The 18943-nt window shown below is 64.4% G+C and carries 18 protein-coding genes and 1 tRNA gene; 7 read left to right on the top strand and 12 right to left on the bottom strand.

Annotated features, from left to right (window positions below; translation table 11 throughout):
• Position 1 precedes the first annotated feature (1 nt).
• Positions 2-1078, top strand: coding sequence for a recombinase RecA (recA, locus tag AC01FP_RS02145; RefSeq protein ID WP_474477615.1), 1077 nt, complete (start codon positions 2-4; stop codon positions 1076-1078).
• Here recA and AC01FP_RS02140 read toward each other — a convergent pair.
• The 3 genes from AC01FP_RS02140 to AC01FP_RS02130 are packed head-to-tail and all read right to left on the bottom strand — an operon-like array spanning position 1071 to position 3204.
• Complete coding sequence (locus AC01FP_RS02140; RefSeq protein ID WP_474477613.1) at positions 1071-1427, bottom strand: DUF1815 family protein; 357 nt, start codon at positions 1425-1427, stop codon at positions 1071-1073. The two genes, recA and AC01FP_RS02140, sit on opposite strands and share 8 nt — an antisense overlap.
• Positions 1428-1480: 53 nt before the next feature.
• A complete protein-coding gene (locus tag AC01FP_RS02135) occupies positions 1481-1729 on the bottom strand; it encodes a DUF2839 domain-containing protein (protein WP_474477611.1) in 249 nt (82 codons plus the stop codon).
• A 38-nt stretch (positions 1730-1767) separates the two neighbouring features.
• Positions 1768-3204, bottom strand: a complete 1437-nt coding sequence (locus AC01FP_RS02130) for an ATP-dependent DNA helicase (protein WP_474477608.1) — start codon at positions 3202-3204, stop codon at positions 1768-1770.
• Between the two features lie 59 nt (positions 3205-3263).
• Between AC01FP_RS02130 and AC01FP_RS02125 the strand changes: the two genes are divergently transcribed.
• A complete protein-coding gene (locus AC01FP_RS02125; RefSeq protein ID WP_474477606.1) occupies positions 3264-4175 on the top strand; it encodes a prephenate/arogenate dehydrogenase in 912 nt (303 codons plus the stop codon).
• 14 nt (positions 4176-4189) lie between these two features.
• On the opposite strand, the gene crtD is transcribed toward AC01FP_RS02125, so the two are convergent.
• Entirely contained in the window at positions 4190-5701 is a 1512-nt protein-coding gene (gene crtD, locus AC01FP_RS02120; RefSeq protein WP_474477604.1) for a C-3',4' desaturase CrtD, read from the bottom strand.
• Positions 5702-5721: 20 nt separating this feature from the next.
• Here crtD and AC01FP_RS02115 point away from each other — a divergent pair, with 20 nt between their 5' ends.
• Positions 5722-6621, top strand: a complete 900-nt coding sequence (locus AC01FP_RS02115) for a fructosamine kinase family protein (RefSeq protein ID WP_474477601.1) — start codon at positions 5722-5724, stop codon at positions 6619-6621.
• Between the two features lie 18 nt (positions 6622-6639).
• Here AC01FP_RS02115 and AC01FP_RS02110 read toward each other — a convergent pair whose 3' ends face one another.
• Entirely contained in the window at positions 6640-7026 is a 387-nt protein-coding gene (locus tag AC01FP_RS02110) for a CAAD domain-containing protein (protein WP_474477599.1), read from the bottom strand.
• A gap of 47 nt (positions 7027-7073) precedes the next feature.
• Between AC01FP_RS02110 and AC01FP_RS02105 the strand changes: the two genes are divergently transcribed.
• Positions 7074-7520 (top strand): M67 family metallopeptidase, encoded by a 447-nt coding sequence (locus tag AC01FP_RS02105; RefSeq protein ID WP_474477596.1) that lies wholly within the window; start codon positions 7074-7076, stop codon positions 7518-7520.
• Positions 7521-7531: 11 nt separating this feature from the next.
• A complete protein-coding gene (gene moeB, locus AC01FP_RS02100; protein ID WP_474477750.1) occupies positions 7532-8704 on the top strand; it encodes a molybdopterin-synthase adenylyltransferase MoeB in 1173 nt (390 codons plus the stop codon).
• A gap of 27 nt (positions 8705-8731) precedes the next feature.
• On the opposite strand, the gene AC01FP_RS02095 is transcribed toward moeB, so the two are convergent.
• Positions 8732-9880: a cob(I)yrinic acid a,c-diamide adenosyltransferase gene (locus AC01FP_RS02095; RefSeq protein ID WP_474477594.1), complete on the bottom strand. Its 1149-nt coding sequence runs from the start codon at positions 9878-9880 to the stop codon at positions 8732-8734.
• 64 nt (positions 9881-9944) lie between these two features.
• On the opposite strand from AC01FP_RS02095, the gene larE reads away from it, so the two are divergent.
• On the top strand, positions 9945-10799 hold the full coding sequence (larE, locus tag AC01FP_RS02090) for an ATP-dependent sacrificial sulfur transferase LarE (RefSeq protein ID WP_474477591.1): 855 nt from the start codon (positions 9945-9947) through the stop codon (positions 10797-10799).
• Between the two features lie 21 nt (positions 10800-10820).
• Here the strand turns inward: larE and speD are convergent, their stop codons facing one another.
• Together speD and recF are read right to left on the bottom strand one after the other, a co-directional pair.
• Positions 10821-11327 (bottom strand): adenosylmethionine decarboxylase, encoded by a 507-nt coding sequence (gene speD / locus AC01FP_RS02085; RefSeq protein ID WP_474477589.1) that lies wholly within the window; start codon positions 11325-11327, stop codon positions 10821-10823.
• Positions 11328-11380: 53 nt separating this feature from the next.
• Entirely contained in the window at positions 11381-12493 is a 1113-nt protein-coding gene (recF, locus tag AC01FP_RS02080) for a DNA replication/repair protein RecF (RefSeq protein WP_474477747.1), read from the bottom strand.
• 64 nt (positions 12494-12557) lie between these two features.
• On the opposite strand from recF, the gene AC01FP_RS02075 reads away from it, so the two are divergent.
• Positions 12558-12631: transfer RNA gene (locus AC01FP_RS02075), tRNA-Arg, on the top strand.
• 39 nt (positions 12632-12670) lie between these two features.
• On the opposite strand, the gene AC01FP_RS02070 is transcribed toward AC01FP_RS02075, so the two are convergent.
• Genes AC01FP_RS02070 through AC01FP_RS02055 form a run of 4 tightly spaced genes read right to left on the bottom strand, consistent with a single transcriptional unit; the run spans position 12671 to position 18877 of the window.
• The gene (locus tag AC01FP_RS02070; RefSeq protein ID WP_474477587.1) at positions 12671-13132 is read right to left on the bottom strand and encodes an N-acetyltransferase; all 462 of its coding nucleotides are present in this window, start codon (positions 13130-13132) and stop codon (positions 12671-12673) included.
• Positions 13133-13152: 20 nt separating this feature from the next.
• Positions 13153-16116: a phosphoenolpyruvate carboxylase gene (gene ppc, locus AC01FP_RS02065; RefSeq protein ID WP_474477584.1), complete on the bottom strand. Its 2964-nt coding sequence runs from the start codon at positions 16114-16116 to the stop codon at positions 13153-13155.
• A 32-nt stretch (positions 16117-16148) separates the two neighbouring features.
• Positions 16149-17327 (bottom strand): glutamate--cysteine ligase, encoded by a 1179-nt coding sequence (gshA, locus tag AC01FP_RS02060; protein ID WP_474477581.1) that lies wholly within the window; start codon positions 17325-17327, stop codon positions 16149-16151.
• The gene (locus AC01FP_RS02055; RefSeq protein WP_474477578.1) at positions 17324-18877 is read right to left on the bottom strand and encodes an anthranilate synthase component I family protein; all 1554 of its coding nucleotides are present in this window, start codon (positions 18875-18877) and stop codon (positions 17324-17326) included. Before AC01FP_RS02055 ends, gshA begins: the two co-directional genes overlap by 4 nt.
• Between the last annotated feature and the right edge of the window lie 66 nt (positions 18878-18943).

Raw genomic sequence — 18943 nt, 5'->3', positions numbered from 1 at the left:
CTTGGGGCTTGTTTTGAATCAGATCGAGCGCAATTTCGGCAAGGGTTCGATCATGCGCCTGGGGGATGCCTCCCGCATGCGGGTGGAAACCATCGGCACCGGGGCCCTCACCCTGGATCTGGCCCTGGGCGGGGGCTATCCCAAGGGCCGCGTAGTGGAGGTTTATGGGCCGGAGAGTTCCGGTAAGACCACCCTCACGTTGCATGCCATTGCCGAGGTGCAGAAGCGTGGTGGTGTGGCCGCTTTTGTGGATGCGGAGCATGCCCTTGACCCCGTCTATGCAGCGGCCTTAGGCGTTGACATTGAAAATCTGCTGGTCTCCCAACCGGATACCGGTGAGATGGCCCTGGAGATCGTCGACCAGCTGGTGCGTTCAGCCGCCGTGGACATCGTGGTGATCGACTCGGTGGCGGCCTTGACCCCCCGCGCTGAAATTGAAGGCGAAATGGGGGATCTGGCGGTGGGTGCCCAGGCTCGCCTGATGAGCCAGGCCATGCGCAAGATCACCGGCAATATCGGTAAATCCGGCTGCACCGTGATCTTCCTCAACCAGCTGCGCCAAAAGATCGGTGTCACCTACGGCAATCCAGAAACCACCACTGGTGGTAACGCCCTCAAGTTCTATGCATCCGTGCGCTTAGACATTCGCCGGATTCAGACCCTCAAGCGGGGCACCGAGGAGTACGGCATCCGCGCCAAGGTGAAGGTGGCTAAAAACAAAGTCGCCCCGCCCTTCCGGATCGCTGAATTCGACATCTTGTTTGGCCGTGGCATCAGCACCCTGGGCTGTTTGCTCGACCTCGCCGAGGAAACCGGTGTGGTGGTCCGCAAAGGTGCCTGGTACAGCTATGAGGGTGACAACATTGGTCAGGGCCGGGACAACACGATCACCTGGTTGGAGCACAACCCAGCCCAGGCTGAGGTGATTGAACAACTCACTCGGCAAAAGCTCAAGGAGGGCTCTGAGGTAACCGCCAATTCCATGAAGCCATTAGCAGCGGCTGCCAAGGCGGCTGTTGCTGCATCAGGGCTTGCTGAAGCTGGCGATGGTCTCGAAGAGCTTTCAGTGGCTAGCTGAGCGGCGTGGTTAGGGCGCGAGGCTGCGAACCTTTGGCCGCCATGGGGTTTTGGAGCACCTGGGCGACCCGCTGCAGTTCCTGAATTGCTTCAGCGCCCTCCAGCTTCACCAATTCGCGGCCATCGCGGGATTCGACCCAGCTGATGCCAAAATCAGATACCAAAAATCGGACCATGTGATTGGCGTCGAGATTGGCAACGAAGGAGGCCCCATGCCCATCGCGGCCATCACCGCAGACGTAACAAGTAGCCGCGATTCCACGGTCCTGAAGGCTTTTGGCAAGAGCTTGCAGGCTCATCACCAAATCGTGCACTACAGATCGGTACTGCTCGGCTAAGCGTGGAAACACGACGGCACGGCTGATTGGGATAAACTCTAATCTTTTCTTCAGGATTTGGCGGGTTAGCCGTCAGCTAATGACCACCAGCCGGCGGTGGGACCGATAAAGCGCACCGTCAGCCAGAACAACACCAAGGCGGAGATGCCTATCCAGGCACCTTTGGTGGAGAGGGTGACGAAGCGATCGGCCTGGTTACGCGTCAGGGGCAGCCAGGAATAGATGCGTGGTGAGTTGTCAGCTTCTTTGGGCTGTTTCGGCTTGATCAGTTTGGGTGGCAGGCCCTGAATGCTGCGTCGCTTGGCTTCCCCCATGGCCTCTACTGCTCTTGCGTTTCGCTTGGGCTTTCACCTTAGTGAGGCAGTAGGCGGGTGAGATTGACCCACGGTTCTAGGGCGGCCAGCACCTGGCGACCCCAGCTCCGGCCCCGCAGCCGCCCATCCAGTACAGCCAGCCGGCCAGCTCCCTGGCGCCTTAGCCCAGCAACGCCGAGCTGCAAACGGTTGAGGGCATCAGGCAGAAGGCCCTCACGGAACCAATCGCGCCCGTCCTGGCGCAAAGCCATTACCCGAGCCGCTGTGAGTGGATCCTCAAGGCTGGCGATCGGCAGCAGCGCGATAACGATTTGGCTGGGCAGCTGCAGCCTGCTCTGCTGCTCAAGCCACCAGCTCCAGCCGGCACAGATCACCCCGTTTACCTCCGGTGCGGTGCTTTCGTGCACAACTCGACTGCCGAATTCCGCCGCCAATCCACTGGCCAGGCCAAGTCGAAGCGCAACGTCATCGATCAGCACGATTGTGAGCCCTGCCTGGCCGAGTACCAGGCGACGGCTTTGGTCGAGCAGGTGCTGGCCGTACTGGGGGCTGTTTGGCAGCGGTTGGCGCAGCGGTGCATAAAGGGGCAGGGGGTCAGCAAGGGGTGGATCGCCGAGATTCAGGCTCACTGCCGGACGCAGCCCCAATTCACTCCCAGGCAGCAGCTGGCCCAGCAACACCGCACCCCGCTGATCGAACAAGCCGCGCAGCACCGCCAGAGGCTCTAGGGGGTGGCGGTGCAGTTCCCACTGCAGCAGTTGGGGATTGAGTTGGGCCCAGCTTGTCCAGCCCTCGCCTTTGGCGGCCAGCCAGGCAGGCCATGGCACAGGCAGCGGGCTTAACAGCTGCAGTAGATGACGCAGGGGTGCTTCGTCGTCTGGGGCCAGGGCCACCAGCTGGTTGGGACGGCGGGGGGCGCTGAGCACCCGGCGGTTGAGACGTTCGTGCAGGCTCAGCAGGCTGGCCTCTGCGGCGGGCTGGGCCCGCCGCAGTTGGTCCCAATGCAGGGGTGCGACCACCACTTCCAGGGTTTGCCGCAGTAAGGAATCGAGCTGTTCAGCCTCTGGGATAACCAGTTGGCGCTCCCCCAGTAACCCCTGTTGCCAGGCAGCCACCAACTGCTGATGGTTAAGCAGCCAGACGCGGGCGTCTTTTGGTGGAAGGTTGCCCTCGAAACATGGCAGGGCAATGCTCGGCTTGGCCTTTGCCAGTCTTGGTAGTTCTACCCGCAGCAGCCGTTGGCGCTGTGCCTCGCCCACCACCAGGGCCAGGGGGCATTCGCTCAGAGCCAGGGGCACCAGCAGGCTGATCCACCAGCTGGGGTCACTGCCTGGCGCCAACCGCACCAGGGTGTGGTCGCCGCGGCGCAGGCTGCGGGCCACAAGTCGGCTGAGGCTGAGGTGGTGGGGCCAGGGGGCGCTGCCCTCTAGGCGTAGCAGGTCTTTGAGTTGCTGATGGGCGTGGGCTTCGAGCATTGCCAGCCAGCCAACGGAACAAAAGCGTAGGAAGCTGGCCCAATGGCTCCGGCGCCCCGATGATTACCGATTCCCAGCCCAGCACCCAGGCGCTCGCTAGCAGCACTGCCAACCATTGGCGGCAGGGGCCCGTGGGGATTGTGGGATTGGGGTTGATTGGCGGCTCCCTGGGGCTGGATTTGCAGCGCCAAGGTGTGGAGGTGCGCGCCTTGGTGCACCGCGAGGCCACCGCCGAGCGGGCTCGGCAGCGGCGCCTGGCAACCGTTGTTGGCGTAAACCCCGCCGTACTGGCCGGCTGCAGCCTGGTGGTGCTGGCCCTGCCCCTAGACCGGCTGCTTGAGCCGCCGCAGGAGTTGCTGGCGGCGTTGCCACCCCAGGCGGTGATCACCGATGTGGGTTCGGTGAAGGCGCCGGTGCTGGAGCTCTGGCAGGGCCTGCATCCCCGTTTTGTCGCCAGTCATCCGATGGCCGGCACGGCCGAGGCTGGTGTGGAGGCTGGCGTGGCCGGGCTTTTCGCCGGTAGGCCTTGGGTCGTTACTCCCGAGCCACGCACCGATCCAGCTTGTCTGGCAATTGTGCAGTCCCTGGCCGAGGCGGTGGGGGCCCACTGGCTTAGCTGCGGCGCCGCCGAGCACGATCAAGCGGTGGCGCTGATCTCCCATCTGCCGGTGTTGATCGGTGCCGCGCTGTTGCAGACGGCTGATCGGGTTGGCGCTGCGGGCGTCGAGGATCTACCCGTCCTGGTGCGGGCCCTGGCTTCGAGCGGCTTTGCCGACACCAGCCGGGTGGGTGGCGGCAATCCGGAGCTGGGCACCTTGATGGCCCGCTGCAACCGCGCAGCGTTGCTGGCTGCGCTGGCGGCCTACCGGCAGCAGCTGGAAGCCCTCGAGCAGCAGGTGAGCCAGGGGGATTGGCAGGGCTTGCGCCAAGAGCTCGATCGCAGTCAGGAGTTGCGGCCGCAGTTTCTCTGATCCCCCTGACACGGCTAAGTGTTCAGGTCGCTGAGGTTCAGGGTTTGGCCCCGCTCTGCCAGCAGCTGCCGGCAGGCCATCAGGGCTGAGAGGCCCACGGCGGCGGTGCCCTCGCCGGGGTGGATCGAATCGCCGCACAGCCACAGGCCCGGTAGGGGGGTGCGGCTCGCCAGTCCGAAGGGCCCGAAGCGGCTGGGGTGCTGTCCCAGGCCGCCCACAAAGCCAAAGGGCCGTCCAGTCCAGCGCTCAAAGCCCCGGGGTGTGGCTAGCTCAGCGTGGCGCCACTGTTCTGAGCTGATGCCCAGCAGCGACTCCAGCCCCCGCTGCATGGCTGACCTTGCTTCGGCCTTGGCTTGTTCGTAGGCGTTGGCTTCGAGGCCAAACCAGGGCTTCGCTGCTGTGAACACGCTGGCGATCACCGTGGCCTGGCCCGCCGGCGCCCGGCCGTCCCCCTCCTTGCTAACAGATATAAACAAGGTGCCCGGATCGGCCCAATCGAGTTGTAGATGGCTGGGGCAGTTGGCAGGCAGCAGGGCTCGCTCCACTGCGCCGTAGAACACCAATGCCCCAGATGGATCAGGGAGCTGGGCCAGCCGTTGCTGGTAGCCCGCCGGTAGCTGCTCGCCCAGCAGAGCGGGCAGGCTCTGCACCGGCAGCGCCAGCACTACAGCGGCGGCTTGCCGTTCGAAGCGCTCGCCCCGTACCCTCCAGCCCGCCCCGCCTCCAGGCTCGTTGCTGCGCTCTAGGCCGCTCACCCGGTGGCGCAGTCGCAGCTGGCCGCCGCCGGCCGCCAGGGCCTGCTCCAGCTGCTGGCTGAGCACCTGCATGGAGCCCTGCAGGTGCCATAGCCCAAGCGGTGCCTGTCCCATGGCCAGCACGGTGGCGCCATAGAGGGCGGCGGTGCGCTCTGCTGGCTCCTGGGAGTACAGGCGTAGCTGCAGATCCAGAAAGCGGCGCAGGCGTGGATCGCCGCCACAGCCCGTGAGCGTCAGCAGATCAGCCACGCTGGCGGCAGCGAGTAGGCCACTGGCTAGGTTGGCGGGCCTCAGGGCCGGCAGCAGCTGGCCCAGGTCCCAGAGGCTGCGCGGCGGCAGCACAGGATCTCGGCTTGCAAAAGCCCAGTTGGCACCATGCAGGGTGGCGCAGAGCTGCCAGAAGCGGCCGCTGCCGGGAAACTGCTGCTCCCGCTCGGCGTTCCAGCGCGCTGGATCGCGCCAGATCCGCACCGGCGGCCGGCCATCGGCCAGATCCACCACGCAGGCTGGATCCAGGGGGGTGGCCTGCGGTAGGGGCAGGCCGAAGTGGGCCAGCAGGCGCTGGTGGCTGCCGCCCGGTTCAAGGCCTGCCACCTGGGTGGCGCCCACATCAAAGGTGTAGGGGCCGCGGCGGAAGGTGCCGGCGCAGCCGCCGCTCTGCTGGTGGGCTTCCAGCAGTTCCACCGTCAGGCCCTCCCGGGCCAGCAGGGCTGCGGCGGTGAGGCCGGCGATGCCGGCGCCCACCACGACCACATCGAGGCGCTTCTCCATGGGGCCATGCTGGCAACCAAGTGCGCGGGCGCGTGATGCAGGCCTGGGTAGAGCAGCAGCTCGGCTGCGCCGTGGTGGCCCAGGCGCCGCTGGGGGGTGGTTGTATCCATCAGGCCTGGCGGCTGGAGTTGGCTGATGGTCGCAGCGTGTTTGCCAAGACCAATGCGGCCGCTGCCCTGCCCATGTTTGAGGCGGAACTGAACGGCCTGCTGCAGTTGGCCCACCATGCGCCTGCCACTTTGGCGATTCCAGAACCCCTGGCATGGGGAGTGGCCAGCGATCGCGCCGTGCTGCTGCTCAGCTGGCTGCAGTTGGCAGGCTCACCTAGCGCTGCAGCTCAAAGTGCTTGGTTTCAATGCGGCCAGGGCTTGGCCCAGCTGCACCTCAGCAGTGCCGGATCGGCACCAGCCAAGGGCTATGGCGCTGCGGCAGACAACTTCATTGGATCAGCTCCCCAGCCCAACGGCTGGCGCTCCGATTGGGGGGTGTTTTTTGCGGAGTGCCGCTTGGCGCCCCAGCTGGCCTGGGCCGCTAGCCGGGGAGAGCCGCTGCGGGGAGCACAGGAGCTGCTGGAGCTCGTGCCGCGATGGCTGAGCGGCCATCACTGTGAGCCGGCGCTGGTGCACGGGGATCTCTGGTGCGGCAATGCGGGCCTACTGACCAATGGCTGCAGCACAATTTTTGATCCAGCCAGTTTCTGGGGAGATCGGGAAGTGGATCTGGCGATGGCCCAGCTATTCGGCGGTTTCCCGAAAGCTTTTTTTTGCGGCTACAAAGACGTCTGGCCGCTGGAGCCTGGGGCCAAGGGCCGAGTCGACCTTTACAACCTGTACCACCTGTTGAATCACGCCAACCTGTTTGGAGGCAGCTGGGGGCGCCGGGCTCAGGCCAGCATCGATCAGCTACTGGGCCAAGGTTGAGCCAGCCAGTGGGTGGCTCTAGCCCAGGTATTCCTTGCGCAGGTTCTGGACTTTGGCCACTACCGCACCACGCTTTTCGCTTGTGGTCAGATTGTGCCAGCTCCACTGGCCAACTACTACCAGCCCCAACAGCTCAAGCAGGCCCGGGACCACAGGCAGCAAATTAATGGTGTCGAGCACTCCTTTGATCAGGATCTGGGCCACGATCACAGCCACGATGACGCCGGTGGCTTTGCCAATCCGGCCCATTTGGCTCCAATCCACTTTATCCAGGGTGGCATTCACTTTTGAGAGAATGTCGCTGTAACGCTCACTGAAGCTGACCTCGGGCGCACCGGTGGTGGCGTCGGTCTCCACTTCAGTGGCAGTGTCCTGCTCAACTGAGTCGGTGATTGAATCGCTCATGGACCGGTGGGAGGGCGGTTGTTTGGAATGCTTCATAAGGTATCTGCGTGTTCTCCGAAAAGCCAGAGCAAATCAGGGCAGATCTGCACCTGCTCATCGTTTTGCGCCGCATCCTTTCCAGCGCCGAGCCGGAGGAAGGCTGCGCTCTTTTATTAGGCAGGCGCTTTGATGTGTCCTGGCAACTGTGCCTTGTCTGGCCATGCTGCAACGTCTGGCCGCTGCCGCAGCAACGATGTCGCCGCTTCGCGATTGATCCAAGGGAGCAGCTGCAGGCCCAGAAGTGGGGCAGGGGGCAGGGGTTGGAGCTGCTGGGTTCGGCCCACAGCCACCCCACAAATGAGGCCGTTCCTTCTAGCACCGATCGCAGTCTCTGTGGGGTATCCACTTTGATGGTGATCCTCGGGGCCCAAAACCTTGGCGGCGAGTTGGTTGCCTGGTGGTTGCCGGAAGCTCCGGCCGCGCCCCTGCGCCTGCCATGGAGAATGGTGTCCTGATCCAAGAGGCCATGCTTCCTCCCGACACCAGCGGCGTCCAGCTCAACCCCGATGAGGTTGCTCGCTTTGCCCGGCACTTGATCCTGCCAGAGGTGGGTATGGAGGGGCAAAAGCGGCTCAAGGCCGCTGCTGTTCTGTGCGTGGGCACCGGCGGGCTGGGCTCGCCCTTGCTCCTTTATTTGGCGGCCGCTGGCGTAGGCCGGCTCGGCATCGTCGATTTCGATGTGGTCGACCACTCCAACCTGCAGCGCCAGGTGATCCATGGCACCAGCTGGGTTGGCAAGCCCAAAATTGAATCGGCCAAGGCCCGCATCCTGGAGATCAATCCCCACTGCCAGGTGGATCTCTACGAGACCGCCCTTACCAGCGAAAATGCCCTGGAGATCATCTCCGGCTACGACCTGGTCTGCGACGGCACGGACAACTTCCCCACCCGCTACCTGGTGAACGACGCCTGCGTGCTGCTGGGTAAGCCAAATGTCTACGGCTCGATCTTCCGCTTTGAAGGTCAGGCCACGGTGTTCAACCTGGATGCAGCCAGCCCCAACTACCGGGACTTGTTCCCTGAGCCACCACCGCCGGGCATGGTGCCCTCCTGCGCCGAGGGCGGAGTGGTGGGGGTGTTGCCCGGAATCATCGGTGTGATCCAGGCCACCGAGGCGGTGAAGATCATCACCGGCATCGGCACCACCCTCAGCGGCCGGCTGCTGCTGTTCGATGCTCTTGCCATGAAGTTCAGGGAGCTGAAGCTGCGGCCCAACCCCGAACGCCCTGTGATCGAGAAGCTGATCGACTACCAGGAGTTTTGCGGCGTCGGCGGTACGGCTCCGGGGCAGGAAGAATCTGGTGCTGTAGAGAGCATCAGCGTGGGCGAGCTCAAAACGCTGCTCGATGGCGACACCTCCGGGTTGGTGCTGATCGACGTGCGCAACCCGCCTGAGGCGGAGATTGCAGTGATCCCGGGGGCCGAGCTAATTCCTCTCGATCAGATAGAGAACGGCACTGCAGTGGAACGCATTCGGCAGCTGGCAGCAGGCAAGCAGCTCTATGTTCATTGCAAGCTTGGGGGCCGCAGCGCCAAGGCTCTGATCTCCCTGAAACGCCACGACATCGAGGGCATCAACGTCAATGGAGGCATTGACGCCTGGAGTCTGGAAGTTGATCCAACCGTAATGCGTTACTGAGGTCTGGGTTTAGTAAGGAATCCAGTCTCAATAATCCACGCCCCGCTTGAGGTCGACGCCGCGTTCGGCGTAGTGCTTGTGGCACACCATCTCGGAGTGCACTGAGGCCAGGTCGAAATAGGCGGGTCTGTTTTTGCAGCGGCCGGTGAGGATGACTTCCGTTTCGGCGGGCTTGCGCAGCAGGGTTTGCACAATTGGTTCTACCGGCAACAACTCAAGATCAACCGTGGGGTTGATTTCATCAAGAATCACTGTTTTGTAGAGGCCGCTGGAGATGGCAGCGCGGGCAATCTCCCAGGCCCGCTCGGCTTCCACGTAGTCGATCGGTAGCTGCTGGCCGCGCCACACGATTGCATCGCGCCCGGAGCGTAGGTGATCCACCAGGTGGGGATAACTCTCGCGCAGTGCGGCGATGGCGGCGTCTTCGGTATAGCCAGCGCCACCTTTGAGCCACTGCAGGATCAGCACCCGGTGACTTTTGTCCTGGCTGATGCCACGGCCGATTGCCTGCAGCCCCTTGCCCAGGGCGCTGGTGGATTTCCCCTTGCCTTCGCCGGTGTAAATCTCGACGCCTTCCAGGCCGCCAGGGCCCTGGTGGGCGCGCATTTCCGAGTGCAGGTCGGCCAGTTGCACCAGCTGGCGGGGCGCTCCGCGGCCTGTGCAGATCACCTCCATGCCGTCGGGTTTGGCCGCCAGGGTGCGGGCGACATCTTCGACGTCCAGCAGGCCCAGATCGAGCACCGGGTTGAGCTCGTCGAGCACCACGACGGAATAGAGGTCGCTGGCTATGGCCCCTTTGGCGATGTCCCAGCCCCGCTGGGCCTCCTGCCGATCGAAACGGGTAGCTTCCTCGGCACTGAAGAAGTCGCCCCTGCCCGTGCGCACCTGGTCGATCAGGTGGGGGAAGCCCTGTTGCAGGGCTTCGATGGCGGCGTCTTCGTCGTAGGCCCGGCCGGGCCCCTTGAGAAAGCGCAGCAGCAGCACCCGGGTGCGTTTTTGCTCGCAGATACCCAGGCCGATTGTGCGCAGCACTACCCCTAGGGCCGCCTGGCTTTTGCCCTTGCCATCGCCGTCATAGACGTGCAGCTGGCCGTGGGCGCGCTCATCGCTGCCGGCCGCCGTACGGATGCCGATGCCCCGGCCCGTTCCCCGTTGCGGCGTCTGGGTGCTGCTCATATGGCGATGTTACCGGCGTCATTGGGGTGGGGGTTGCCAAGATCTGGGCAGGAGTTTGGTGACGATGTTGTTTTCCCTGTTGGAGCCTTTGCCGCCGCCGCTGGCGCTGGCGCTGGCTTCGTTGCGTCAGCAGTTGGTGTGCCTTGATCGGTTGGTGTTGGCCTATTCCGGTGGGGTAGATAGCGCCCTGGTGGCTGCCCTCGCCGTGGAGCAACGCGGCGAGGCAGCTTTGGCGATTACGGGTGTGTCGCCGGCCCTAGCCCCCCACCTGCGGGCGGAAGCGGCGAAGCAGGCTCGTTGGCTGCGGATCCCCCACCGGGAGATCGCTACGGCGGAGCTGGCAGATCCGGCCTACGCCAGTAACCCTGAGCAGCGCTGCTACGCCTGCAAGTGGGAGCTGCACCGGCTGCTGGCGCCGATCGCGGCCGCGGCGGCAGGGGCGACCGTGCTCGATGGCGTCAATGCTGAGGACCTAGGCGATCATCGGCCCGGCATTCGGGCCGCAAAGGAATTCGGAGTGCGTTCGCCCCTGGCCGAGGTGGGCCTCGACAAGGCCGGCGTACGCCAGCTTTCTCGGGCCCTGGGATTGCCCTGGTGGGACAAGCCGGCCCAGCCATGTTTGGCTTCCCGCTTCCCCTACGGCGAACCGATCACGGCGGAGCGGCTGCAGCGGGTGGCTGCAGCGGAAGCCTGGTTGCTGGCACGGGGCTGGACCCAGGTGCGCGTGCGCTCCCAGGGCCAGACGGCTCGGATTGAATTGCCCGCCTCCCAATTGGAGCAGGCCCTGGGCCTTTGGGCCCAGCCAGAACCCAGAGAGGCGCTGGTGGCGGCCTTTCTGGATTTGGGCTTTAGCGCCGTGGGGCTTGATCTCGAGGGGCTGGTGAGCGGCAAGCTCAACCGCGATCTAGGCGCCAAGTAACCGGTGATTAGACCGCCGAGCTCAGAGGGTCACCGCGGCAGTGAATCCCTGCCCGTGCAACGGATCCCTTGGGCTCTCAGCAATCGACGGCGGCGTTTCGCGGCGGAAGCTGGTGAGCTTGTGGTCGTTGGCTGAAAGCTCGGCGGCGAGCACCGCACAGGCTTTTTCCGGCATCGTGTGATCACCGCAGGTGAACACATCAACCGCCGCGTAGCCCGATTCAGGCCAGGTGTGGATCGAGATATGAGATTCGGCCAGTAGGGCCAATCCCGTAACCCCTTGGGGTTCGAACCGGTGGGTGATCAGGTTTAGGAGGGTGGCACCGGCACGCTTCGCTGCTGCGGTGATGGTGTCCCTCAGGAAAGCTTCGTCGTCGAGCTTGGCGCTATCGCAACCGTATAGCTCAAGAATGCAGTGTTTCCCGACCGTTTCGGAAATCTGGTGAGGCAGGGGAGAGGCTGCGGTGATTGCAGCAGGGGCCTCGGTCCATCCCGGGTTCGGGTGGAGGCAGGGCAGGGTCTGGGTCATCGAATCCGATCAAACAAGCTTCCAACCATACGCGGTCAACTTGGTGGCTAGGCCTAGCCGACCAAGTCAGTTGGCAACTTCGGATCGAGCTGGCCGGCGCGCATCCGCACAACTTGGCTTTCGGCCTGCCAGCCCCCACTGAAGGCTCCCAGGTGGGTGGCACTCACCAGGCACTGGTGACCCTCGCCCACCGCCTCGAGCAGCAACTGCTGACGCTCCGGATCGAGCTCGGCGAGCACGTCGTCGAGGAGCAGCAGGGGTGGCTCCCCCAGGACGGAGCCCACAAGCTCGAGCTCAGCCAGCTTGAGAGCCAGTACCAATGTGCGCTGCTGGCCAGCCGAGCCATAGCGGCGGGCCGGTTGGCCGGCCAGGGCCAGCTCTAGTTCGTCCCGGTGGGGCCCCACCGTGCATTGGCCCAGCCGCAGTTCTTCCAGGCGCTGTAGCTGCAGCTGCTCGAGCAGGGCTTGACGCCAGGGCTCCTCAGCTTCCTCGCCCGCCAATATGGTGCCGCTTTGGTAATTCAGTTGCAGCTGTTCACGGCCGCCGCTCAGCCGCTCCTGCCAGGCTGCGGCCAGGGGCTCGAGGCGCCGAATCGCCCGGAAGCGGCGCCGGTGCAAGCGGGTGCCGATCACGGCCATCTGCATGTCAAAGGTGTCGAGCAGGGCCACCAGGCTGGCTCCCCCCAGGCCGCGCCGCAGCAACTGGCTGCGCTGGCGCAGCAGCCGGCCGTAGCGACTAAGCAGGTCGCCGTAGAGAGGCTCGAGCTGCAGCACCACCCGGTCGAGCCATTGACGCCGGCCGGCTGGCTCGCCCCGCACCAGCTCGAGGTCGAGGGCGCTAAAGCCCACGCAGCGCAGCGAGCCCAGCAGGTCGAGCTGACGCTCCAGCTGCTTGCCGTTGCGCTTGGCCTGCCTGCCGCCACTAAGGCGAAACTCCAGCTGCAGCTGGTCTCCGCCGCTGGTGAGGGCGCGCACCTGGCTGCTGGCCTCGCCGTGCTGGATCAAATCACGATCGCTACTGGTGCGGTGGGAGCGCAGGCAGCCAAGTAATTCCACCGCTTCCAGCAGGTTGGATTTGCCCTCGCCATTGGCCCCGACCACCAGCAGCCGGGGAGCCTCCAGGCTCAGCTCCAGCCGACTGATATTGCGGAAACGCAGCAGCTCCAGGCGATGCAGCCGGATAGGTCTGATGCGGTGAGCGGTTAAGGTAGGCCAGGTGGGGTGCCGTTATGGGCATGTAGCTCAGTTGGATAGAGCATCAGATTCCGGTTCTGAGGGTCGGGGGTTCGAGTCCCTCCATGCTCGTCACCCCACCGCTCCCAATAGCCCGAGGCATCTTGCAAATCAGCTATCCAGCTTTAGCCCCATAGCGCGGATGCCCCCTGGATCTACCGCAAATCCATAACGCTCCAGAGCGGCAAGGGCCTGGGGCGGTGCTGAGAGAGAAATACTGCACCCCGCTAACTCCCGGCGCAACCGGTCCAGGGCGCTATGAACCAACACCGCCAGGATTTCTCCTTCGGCCGGATCGGTGGGATCGGCGCAAAGGTCCCAGAGGTTGGCATTAAGGGCTAGGTCGCTTGTGGCCCTGACAAAACCCACCAGCTGGCCGTTGGGACCCACCACGCCTAGGTGCCAGATGCTCAGCTCTAACACCCGTTGCCAGCGCTCGGGCTGACGGGGCTGATCCCCCGCTGCCAGCAGCAGCTGGTTGAGGGTTTCGGCATTGGGCTGCAGACCATCGGCCAGTAGGTGATAACCCTCCCTCAGGCGCGGGGCTTGGGGCTGGCGGCGGAACGGGATCAAGAGGGAGTCCAGAGTTGGGATTAGCCGGTGTTGCGCATGCCCGCCGCAATGCCGTTGATGGTGAGCAGGGCGCCCCGCAGCAACTCGCTGCGGCTGTAGGTGCGCCCGTCGTCGTAGCTGGGGGCGCTCGCTTCGCTCATCGGTGGTTGGCGATTTTGGTCGCGCAGACGCCTCAGCAGGGCCACCTGCAGAAAACCGAGGGGAATAATCGTGCGATTGCGCAGATCCACCGAAAGCTGTAGGGCTGGATCGCCATCCAGCAGTCGGCTGTGGCCAGTGATCGTCAGCACTAGATCGCGGGTGAGGCCGAACTCGGCAGCGATCTCTTGGAAGATCGCCTCAAATGCCTCGCGGTTTTCGCTGCGGCCCAGGGCCTGGACGTAGTGGTGGGCCAAGTCGAGATCCACCTTGGAGAGGGTCATCTCCACCTTGGAAATCAGCATGCGGAAAAAGGGCCATCGCTGGTAGAGCAGGCGCAGCAGTTCCAGCTGACCGGGATCCTGGTCGAGCTCCTCCTGCAGGGCTGCTCCCACCCCAAACCAGCTGGGCAGCAGGAAGCGGCTCTGGGTCCAGCCGAACACCCAGGGGATGGCCCGCAGGCTTGAGAGGTCCTTGGCGCCACTTTTACGGCGGGCCGGGCGACTGGAGATCTGCAGCTTGCTGATCTCTTCAATTGGGGTCACCTGCTGGAAGAAGGCCACCAGGTCCGGGTTGTCATGCACCAGGGCCCGGTAGTGGTCGCGGGAGCGGGCAGCCAGCCGGCCCATCAGCTCGTTCCAGCTGGGGGTTGCATCAACGGGTGTGCTCACCAGACTGTTCTGCAGCACGGCGGTTGTGACAGTTTCCAGGTTGTAGAGCGCCAGTTCTGGTAAGGAGTATTTGGAGGCCAGCACCTCCCCTTGTTCGGTGATCTTGATGCGGCCGCTGAGGGTGCCGCTGGGCTGGGCCAGGATCGCCTGGTATGCGGGACCACCGCCGCGGCCCACCGAGCCGCCGCGCCCGTGGAAGATGCGCAGAGCCACACCGTGCTCGATGGCTAGACGCTGCAGGGCGATTTGGGCCTTGTGGATTTCCCAGTTGCTGGACAGGAATCCCGAATCCTTATTGCTGTCGGAGTAGCCCAGCATTACCTCCTGAAGCGGTTGGCCACCGTCGCTGCCCAGCAGGGCCCGGTAGAAGGGATGCCGGAACAGGGTGCCCATCACCGCTGGAGCTCCCTGAAGATCCTCCACTGTTTCGAACAAAGGCACTATTAGTAGGCCCGCGCGCTGGGCTAGTGGGTCTACCAGGCCAGCCTCCTTAGCCAGCAGCAGCACCTCCAGTAAATCGGACACCGTGTGATTCATCGAGATCACGTAGGTACGGCAGATGCGCGATCCGAATTCTTGTTGCAGCCGCTGCAGCATCCGGAACACGGCAAATGTTTCCGCCGTGGCTGCGCTCCACTGGGCCGTGGGCGGCAGCAGGGGGCGGCGGGTCTGAATTTCGGTGAGCAGCCACTCCACCCGTTGGGCCTCTGCCATTTCGCCGTAGGGCACGGCAAGCTGCAAGTAGCGGCTGAGCTCGTCAAGAGCATCGCTGTGGCGGGTGCTCTCCTGGCGGATGTCAAGGCTGGCCAGGCAGAAGGCGAAGATTTGGGCCTGACTAATTAGATGCTGCAGCGATTCGCAGCTGAGGCTGGTGCGCTCGAGGCTGTCTTGGATCAACTCCAGGTCGTAACGGAATTCATCGACCGTGCTGTAGTGCAGCTCCTGGGTGGGAGCGGGCGCCATGCTGCCCCCCATCGGCGGCGGCGGGGCACTGCCATCGCAGGGAGACTCCCAGCCGGCATCGGCCAGTTGCTGGTTGCGTTGCTGGGTTAGCCGCAACCGCTCCAGGGTGTAGCTCAGCTTGAGCCGGTAGGGCTCGAGGCGATAGCGGGCTGCCCGCGCTTCATAGATCTCGGGGAAGCGCAGCCGGTCCATTTCCAGCGACTCCAACAGGGCCGGGCTCACCTGGCTCCACTGCATCGAAATGCTGAGCTGGTCGCGCAGTTCCGTCACCGCCTTCAAGTAGCGCTCCAGCATTAGCTGGCGTTGATAACAAGCGGTGCGCCAGGTGATGTCAGGGGTCACAGAGGGGTTGCCGTCCCGGTCTGAGCCCACCCAGGAGCCAAAGGTGCAAAACGAATCCCGTGGCGGCTCTACGTCTGGATAGCTCAGCTTCAGGGCGGCGCGGATGCGATCGCGCAGCTGGGGCATGGCATCGAAGAGCACCTGCTGGAAGTAGTGCAGGGCGTAGTCGACCTCGTCGAGCACCGTCGGTTTGAACTGGTGCAGTTCGTCGGTGCGCCACCAGAGCCGGATCTCCTCCTCCAGCTGGAGTCGCAGGCCTTGACGCTCTAGGCCATTGAGGCCGCTCCCCTGTTCCAGCTTCTGGATCAGGCTGGCCACGCGCCGCTGCTTGTGGCGCACCGTGTGGCGCACGATCTCGGTGGGGTGGGCGGTAAACACCAACCGCAGGTCGAGATTGCGCAGCAGCTTCTCCAGCTGGGCCGGAGGCACATTCAGGCTGCGCAGGCGGGCGAATAGTTGGCGGAAGGTGGCCGGGTCGCTCTGGTTGGCCAGGGCCGGCAGGAAGGGATCGCTAGGACCATTCTCCTGGTTTTTGAGGCTGTCGAGGTAGCTGTCCTCCTCGATATGTTGCTCGAGGATGTTGACCAGCTGGAAGTACAACGAAAAGGCCCGGGCCGCGGCGATTGCCTCGGCTAGATCCATTTCGCGGATCAGCTGCACGATCGTCCCGGAGACATCAGCCTCGTTGGGGTCACTGAGCTGCTTCAGGCGCAGTAGCCGTTCGGCCTGCCCGGGGGGGCACTCGCTGCGAAGCACCGTTTCCCAGAGCTCTTCGACCAATTCGAGCCGCTCGCCCAGCAGCCGCGTGACCCGCTGAGATGCCGGTAAGACCTCGGTGGCAGTAGCGGGGGTGGGCGTGGGCTGCCGCATGGGAGCTGGATTAGCAGCGGAATGTTTTTCGATCATCCCAAAGGGTCTGGCATCCCGTCTGTGGCGATTGCCTCAAGCAGCTCCGCTTCCTGGTTTGCCATCGCCTCGACGGTCTGACTGAGCAGGGTCGGGATCGGTAGCCCAGCCCGGTGCCCGGCCAACCAGGTCATTGCCTGGTTGCCGTGGTTGAGGACGCCCTGGAGGGGGGCTAGCACCTTGGAAAGCCCCAGCTCTTCGGCAAGCGGAGCTAGATCGGCCAGCTCCTGAGCCAGCCAAGTTCGGGCCTGGATTGGAGCCCCATTGCGCCAGTGCATCACGGTGGCGTCAAGGCTGGAGAGGGCTGCGGCCCGATCGTTGGCATCGGCGAGGGCCGCTAGTTGGGATGGGCCCAGGCTGCTGGCGTGGAGGGGGTCGTAGCGCTCCGGTGCTCGCATCAACTGCTGCAGGCGCAGTTCGGCGTAGGCCGTTATTGCCAGCAGCACGAGCGGATCGGTGACCAGATCGCAAATGCGAATCTCCAGACGGTTGAGGTCGTGGGGCCGGTTGTCGCCGTTGGGCCGCACCGATGTCCATAGATGGCGCACGTTTTGCATGGTGCCCAAGGCCAGTTGCTCGCCCATCCAGCTGATGTAGTGCTGGTGGTCCAGGAAGAGGGGCACCTCTACTGGGGTTAGGGGAAACTGCAGCCAGCGCTGGGAATGGGCAGTGGTTACCGCCCCGTCGAGAAAGGGCGAGCTGGCGCTGAGGGCCAGTAGTAGGGACGCTTCGCAGCGCATCAGGCGCAGGCCAGCAAACAGGCTGGTCATTGGCTCGAGGCCGTGGCCGGCGGTGAGCCCCAGATTTATGTGCACGCTGGCAGTTACCACCTTGGTGCCGTAGGTGGCTTCGATGTAGCCGTGATATGGATTGGCCGGATCTGAGCGCTCAAAACGCTGGCTGTCCCCCAGGCTCAGGGTGCTGCCGGGCAGCAGGGTGAGATTGCGGCTGGCGAGCCAGCGGCGCAGCCTTTGGCGGGGCTCGAGCAGCAGCTGCAGCTGCCGGGCGTAGTCAGCATCTGGGGGAGTGATGTATTCGAGGTTGCGGCAATCGGGCTCGGTTACGAACCCCTCGAGGGCGGCCGCAGCCTCGGCGCTGCATCCCACCACCGTGCCATCGGCACGGCCGGTGTAGAGCTCCACCTCAAAACCTTTAAGCAACAGAGGGGCGCTCATGGCTGGGCCGGCAGCAGACAGGCCAGGGCTTTGAGCATGCCGCGGGCTTTATTCAAGGTCTCCTGGTATTCGAGCTCGGGCTTAGAGTCGGCCACTACTCCAGCGCCGGCTTGCACCTGCACGCGCCAGCCCCCTTCCGGATGGGGCAGCACCACCATCGTGCGGATAGTGATAGCGGTGTTGAGTGCTCCGGCCAGGTCGACCCCGCCGTACACCCCGGAGTATGGGCCTCGGGCGTCGGGCTCCAGGGCATGAATAAGTTGCATAGCCCGAATCTTGGGAGCGCCACTGACCGTACCGGCGGGGAAAGAGGCCATTAGCAGGTCCCACACCGTTTGGCCCTTGGCCAGCAGACCCTCCACCTGGCTGACGATGTGCATCACGTGGGAGTAGCGCTCAATCACCATCAGCTCGCTCACCTTGACGGTGCCTGGCTGGCAGACGCGGCCCAGGTCGTTGCGGCCCAGATCCACCAACATCACGTGCTCCGCCCGCTCCTTGGGATCAGCCAGCAGCTCCGCCTCCAGGGCCAAGTCTTCGGCTTCATCGGCGCCCCGGGGGCGCGTGCCTGCGATTGGCCGCAAGGAAGCCTTCACTCCCCCTGAGGCAGAGGGTTCTGCCTTCACCATCACCTCCGGACTGGAGCCGATCAGATACCAGCCGCCGAAGTTGAAAAAAGCCATGTAGGGCGAAGGATTCACCATCCGAAGGCTGCGGTACAGATCAAAGGGATCGCAATCGATGCGGGTTTCCAGCCGCTGGCTAAGCACCAGCTGGAACACGTCGCCAGCTTCGATGTGCCCTTCTCCGCGGCTCACTGCGGCCTCGAAGGCCTCCTTGCTGACGTTGCTGGTGGTCCGCAAATTGGCAGCGATGTCACCGGCAGTGGCGTCGTGCCAGCTAAGGGGTGTGCCGGCACCGGGCAGGGGGCCGTGCATGCGCTCCTCCAGGGCCTGGATGCGGGCTGCGGCCGCGGCGTAGGCAGCCTGTGGATCCTGACCGCCATTGAGATCGGCGTAGGCCACTGCGGTGATCTGGCGCTTCACCTGGTCGAACACCAGCAGGTTGTCGGCCAGCATCCAGCAGCCATCAGGTGGTGCCCCTTCGGCGGCCGGATGTACCGGCACGCTGGGTTCGATCCAACGGATCAGCTCGTAGCCCCAGAAGCCGAATAGCTGGCCCACTGGTGGCAGGCCGGGGATGGGCGGGCTGGATAGGGGCTCTAGGCATTGGCGCAGCAGGTCGAAGGGGTTGCCCTGCAGCCGCTCCTGGGGGCCATCGCGCCACTGGCGCACACTTTGGTCGCCCCGGCTGGTGAGGGTCCAGAGCGGATCGGCCACCACAAAGCTCCAGCGGCCGATGCGCTCACCCCCCTCCACCGACTCCAGCAGCACGCCATGACTGCTGCCCGCTCCGGCCTTCAGCCAGGCGGTGAGTGGGGTTTCCAGATCAGCAGGCCAGCGCTTCCAGAGGGGGATGAAGTTGTGGTCAGCCGCGACTGCCTCGAGAAAAGCCTCTTGGGCTAAGCCATCGCGATCGGGGCTGGGCATTGGACAAGTGGGCAGGCAAAAAAAACGGGGCGACTAGCCCCGCCTTTATAGGGGTTGGTCAAAGCA

It is taken from the genome of Cyanobium sp. NIVA-CYA 375 (assembly GCF_056108345.1).
The sequence above is the reverse complement of the archived record's forward strand: the minus strand, read 5'-3'. Positions and strand labels throughout refer to the sequence as shown.